Here is a 4,715-nt window from a genome sequence, read left to right on the forward strand (position 1 = left end):
TTTCAAAGTTTAAAATTAACAAGCTTTTTCCCGTTAACTCTAACCAAGAATGGACAACTTTTTGGGGGAGCCTACATAATAATTGAGGATAATCTAATTTTTCTATTATCGGTTGTTACAAGTTCAAAATCGGTAAATTTTATTTTCTTTTCAATTCCATAATTTGAAAAATAACTATCAATATAATTAAACTCAGTATGATGAATCAATTTAGGTACTAACGCCTGATAGGATGATAGTATAAATTTTTTCTCTATATCTGTAAGGAAGGGAGTTCGAGCATTATATAAATCTGTCTGACTAAAAGTTATAAGCAACTTTACTTTATTATAGGCGTATTGAATTGAGTCTTTATAGCGGGTATATAGTTTTTCAAATAATTGTCTTCTTGTGGGCAGCACAAATCTATTCATGCTATCGAGGTATAAAGAGTCAGATTTATAGCTCATGCCTTGAAACACTTCTTTATTGATTAATGAATGGAACTTATTATACTCGATACCGGCATCGCCCTGCTCGATTGCCAAATCTCTGAAATGGTATCTGATTACAGGATCATTCGTTTTGTTTGCCCTAAATCTGACTTTCGTAAGTCCGTTTGACAGCATAAATGGGAAATTCGTATAGCCACCTGTCGGATTGGTAATATCTTCATCCAATAATATCCTTGCAAAAACAATACTATCTGAAAGTTGCCCCTTAAAAAAGAAGCTATCATTAATAACAATCGTTGTCAATCTTTTATCAGTGGCATAAATAGGAATATCCAGAGTGACTTTTTTCCCGTTTATGCCCGTAACTCGACCCTCAAGTTGGAATGGTAAGGTATGAGTCTGCTGGCACTTGCTATAAGTCACATAAACGAAAACAAAAAAGAAAATAAATAACCATTTTTTCATATAAACAGTTTCTGTAAATATATTTAAAAAACTATATACAAAATGGTGTTTTTGTGATTGTCATTTTTGTTTTAAGCATGTAAGGTTAATTCGAGAGAGAGAAACTACAGGTTAGAGTTAAGCCAACATTAACAAATTTGATTAGCTTATACGCTTAATGCGAGGAAAGATTGTAAGATGATTTTAAATCTTCATAATAAAATGAGTTATTCTATTTTCCCGCAATAATTCCATGTGTAGGTAACTATTGTATCATATTGCATATATCGGGAAATATTAGTAACCACATTTTCTCTTCTGATTTTTCGAATCATATGTAAAGTCCCAACTAATATCAATGGATACAAAAAGCGGAATTAAGCCGATATAATCGGCTATATCATGGTGACAAAAGTATTTTTATAGAATGTGAATAAAAAAGTTCTCATTTTGATAACTTTTGAAAAAATAAATATACCTTTGTTATGAAAATTCATTTGATAAGACGAGAAACGGTTGATACTTATAAAAAGCAAAATGCACAAAGTCGAGTCTCTTTCGAGGAATGGCTGGTTAAATTGAAGTATGCTGATTGGGTGATACCCGAGGATATTCAGTCTACTTTTCCGAGTGCTGATCTATTAGGGAAGGGTAGTAATAGAATTGTCTTTGATATAAGCGGAAATAAGTATCGGCTGATTGCTAAGTATGCGTTTGGCGATGTACAAGTCCACTTATTTATTTGCTGGATAGGCACACATGCAGAATACGACAAGCTATGTAAAACGGGGGAACAATATCTTATTCATCATTATTAAAACTACTACCATGGAAACATTAAAATATAAAGTGATCACCAGCATTGCTCAATACAAGAAGTATTGTAATACTTTGGAGGAATTGGTATTCTCCGGTGCTAAAGATAAAAACACCAAAGACGAAATTGCACTCTTAACGCTTCTCATTGAAAAGTGGGATGCAGATCACCTTTCCACCACTGATTTGGATCCTATTCAATTGCTTCAGTCTTTTATGGATGAACAGGGGATGAAAGCGAAAGATCTGGTGGACCTGCTTGAGGTAAGCAAAGGATATGTTTCGGATATTCTTCATTACAAAAAAGGACTTTCAAAAGAGGTGATCAGAAAACTGGCAACACATTTTAAAGTATCTCAGGAGGCGTTTAATAGACCTTATGCATTGGTAGTTCCTGTGCGTGTGTTGAAAACCGGTAGTAAGAAAAGGGCACTAGCAGTCTAATCAGAATACACTTCGCCGCAGTTTCCGACTTGCAGTTGGAATGCTCCTTTTCATGGTGGTGGAACTTTTGGAAAGTTTCGGAACTTCCCAAAAGTAAATGCGCACGGGTATCGTCGCTGCTTTTTTCTCCGCTATCAGTCCGTTATCAGTCCGTTACAAGTCCGTAACATGTCCGTTTACCATTTGGTATTCATTCGTATTTCATTTGATGTCTGTTTTGGTTCCCTTTAAGTATACAGAAGACCATATAAAGGGTTTAGAAAGTGTGTTATTGTCTCAGACCTGCAATCATCAGTACAGGATTAAAAAGAGACCCAGCGTAGGTAATGCCTAAACACGACTAAAACCCGAAAATCTGTCATAGGAGGGGTAGTACAACTTTTGGAAAGTTCCGAAACTTTCCAAAAGTTAATACGCATCAGCTGACATACCGCACATAATTCAATTGTTATTTTCCAACCATTTCAAAACATTATCAAATGTGTTTTGTGAACTTATAATTTTTCCGGATTTATCAAGAATAAGATAAGTAGGGTAAATACGGATGCCGACATCTTTAGTTATCTTTTTAATATCAGTTTCTAAATAGTTGGCCCATTTATAATTGTTTTTATTCAAATAGTGATTCAACTCTTTCACACTATCATCGGTTGATATGCTAATCAGTTCTATTTTTTTCTCAGCAAGTAGTGGTTGTTTTTTAAATATCTCTTTATGATCACTTATACATGGTTTACAAGCTAGAAACCAAAAATCTAGTAGATAATATTTGTTATCAGTAAGTGTGGGAAGTTTTACTTTTTTATTGGATGGATCAATAAAGGTATATGCATTTAAATCTAAGGAAGTAATCGCTAAAATTTTATGTAATCTTTCATGCACTAACGGATAGAGAAAAAACCAACTGAATTTATCACCTTGTCTATCAGTTAATGATTTGAACCTTAATAAATCTTTTTTTGAATTCTGATTTAAACCAATATACATCTCTCCGGCTTGTAGTGAATAGGGGTTGTCTATATGCTTTTCATATAGTTTTAGTAATAGGTCTGATAATGTAGCGGTATCTTTTTTTTGGTATAGAGATGCATTGTTTTTATAAAAATTGAGATGTTCATAATAAATAGAAGAATTCAAAACAGTGTCAATTTTCAGTGCTAAGTCATCAACGTGTAGTTCAATCTTTATCGATCCTGCATCAAGCCAAGCAGCCTGTCTGTACATTTTACCGTTTGCGTGATAACGAATATTGTAAAGATCAATACTCGTCTTTTTAAAAGAAAAGTGGGCGGTATCCTGATACTTAATCGTATAGAACTCTTTTTGACTGATATCAAAGACATCAATCTTTTCGAATTTGTGCTTACCATCATTTTTCATAATCAAGTGTATACTTGTTTGTCCAAATGATGGCGCCCAGATAACGAAACAGATTGATAAGTAATATAATTTTTGTATCACTGTGTTCATATGAGTAAATATACCTAATATTTTATTATATAATGATTATTTATTATAAATATTATGATGTGTTGTGATAACAATTTTTGGTTCTGGTTTCTGTTTTGCTTTTTTTAGAGCATGCATATTTTGCTTTCAATTCGTGAAGCATGGGGAGCGATTACAAAAATTCAATGCTCATACAACCAAGTTTCAATCTCTTCAATACTCGGTAATTCTCTCGTCCAGCCATAAGTGATTGCTTTTTGAGCATAGAATAGTCTTTCTTCGATGGTATCCAGTTTATCCAATAAAGTACAGTTATGCCCCCAAGGTAATTGTGCAACGCTCCGTCGCACAATTGTAGTGTATTGATTTTCATTTGATTGTAATTGTGCAACGGAGCGTTGCACAATTTGAAAGGTTGGATAAGCTTCAGCAAAAGCCCGCATGTATTTGACATTACGGGGTGATAATCCTTTCATATTTGGAAAAGCTGTTTTGAGGTCGGTAATAAAACGGTCAATAACTTTTGTGCCCCAGCCTTGTTGTTGTTGTTGTTGTAAAATGGTGTTACCAATTTCCCAGTAAACGTTGAGCAATTCTTGATTGATGGCAAGTGTGGCTTTTAACCTTGCCTGCCTGATTTTTTCTTTTAATGATTGCAGTATGTTGCGATAATTTGAATCTGGTTGAGAAGACATAACTGCATTGAAATTTTGGTAGTGAGATGCTTGAAAGTTACATCGAAACCCAAATGAATAGGGGTTATTTCTAAGACTATTTTTTTCTAGAAAATCAGCTATGTTTTCTATATGATGCGTGTGATAAAGTGTTGCCTTTCACAGATCGTGAATTGTGCGGAAGGGGCTATGGGTGGTAAAACTTTTGGCAAGTTTCGGAACTTTCCAAAAGTAAATACGCACGGGTATCGTCGCTGCTTTTTTCTCCGTTATCAGTCCGTTATTAGTCCGTTACAAGTCCGTAACATGTCCGTTTGCCATTTGGTATTCATTCGTATTTCATTTGATGTCTGTTTTGGTTCCTTTTAAGTATACATAAGACCATATAAAGGGTTTAGAAAGTGTGTTATTGTCTCAGACCTGCAATCATCAGTACAGGATTAAAAAGAGACCC

At 34.2% G+C, this 4,715-nt stretch carries 5 protein-coding genes; 2 read left to right on the plus strand and 3 right to left on the minus strand.

Features of this window, described 5'->3' with window-relative positions:
• Positions 1-71: 71 nt before the first annotated feature.
• Positions 72-899 carry a hypothetical protein gene (locus ACTIEV_RS15365; RefSeq protein ID WP_322196861.1) on the minus strand — a complete coding sequence of 276 codons (828 nt, stop codon included), beginning with the start codon at positions 897-899 and terminating at the stop codon, positions 72-74.
• 464 nt (positions 900-1,363) lie between these two features.
• On the opposite strand from ACTIEV_RS15365, the gene ACTIEV_RS15370 reads away from it, so the two are divergent.
• Both ACTIEV_RS15370 and ACTIEV_RS15375 read left to right on the plus strand, forming a co-directional pair.
• Positions 1,364-1,696 carry a type II toxin-antitoxin system HigB family toxin gene (locus ACTIEV_RS15370; protein ID WP_322196862.1) on the plus strand — a complete coding sequence of 111 codons (333 nt, stop codon included), beginning with the start codon at positions 1,364-1,366 and terminating at the stop codon, positions 1,694-1,696.
• 10 nt (positions 1,697-1,706) lie between these two features.
• The gene (locus tag ACTIEV_RS15375; RefSeq protein WP_322196863.1) at positions 1,707-2,138 is read left to right on the plus strand and encodes a helix-turn-helix domain-containing protein; all 432 of its coding nucleotides are present in this window, start codon (positions 1,707-1,709) and stop codon (positions 2,136-2,138) included.
• A gap of 441 nt (positions 2,139-2,579) precedes the next feature.
• Here the strand turns inward: ACTIEV_RS15375 and ACTIEV_RS15380 are convergent, their stop codons facing one another.
• Positions 2,580-3,518 (minus strand): TlpA family protein disulfide reductase, encoded by a 939-nt coding sequence (locus ACTIEV_RS15380; RefSeq protein ID WP_322196864.1) that lies wholly within the window; start codon positions 3,516-3,518, stop codon positions 2,580-2,582.
• A 251-nt stretch (positions 3,519-3,769) separates the two neighbouring features.
• Entirely contained in the window at positions 3,770-4,282 is a 513-nt protein-coding gene (locus ACTIEV_RS15385; protein ID WP_322196865.1) for a DUF1016 N-terminal domain-containing protein, read from the minus strand.
• Positions 4,283-4,715 lie beyond the last annotated feature (433 nt).

This window comes from Sediminibacterium sp. (assembly GCF_051861365.1).
Classification (GTDB): Bacteria; Bacteroidota; Bacteroidia; order Chitinophagales; family Chitinophagaceae; genus Sediminibacterium.

Excerpts from the sequence above, each read along its gene's own strand:
- ACTIEV_RS15375 (WP_322196863.1), top strand. The coding sequence starts at position 1,707 with ATGGAAACATTAAAATATAAAGTGATCACCAGCATTGCTCAATACAAG.
- ACTIEV_RS15370 (WP_322196862.1), top strand. The coding sequence starts at position 1,364 with ATGAAAATTCATTTGATAAGACGAGAAACGGTTGATACTTATAAAAAG.
- ACTIEV_RS15365 (WP_322196861.1), bottom strand. The coding sequence starts at position 899 with ATGAAAAAATGGTTATTTATTTTCTTTTTTGTTTTCGTTTATGTGACT.
- ACTIEV_RS15385 (WP_322196865.1), bottom strand. The coding sequence starts at position 4,282 with ATGTCTTCTCAACCAGATTCAAATTATCGCAACATACTGCAATCATTA.
- ACTIEV_RS15380 (WP_322196864.1), bottom strand. The coding sequence starts at position 3,518 with ATGAAAAATGATGGTAAGCACAAATTCGAAAAGATTGATGTCTTTGAT.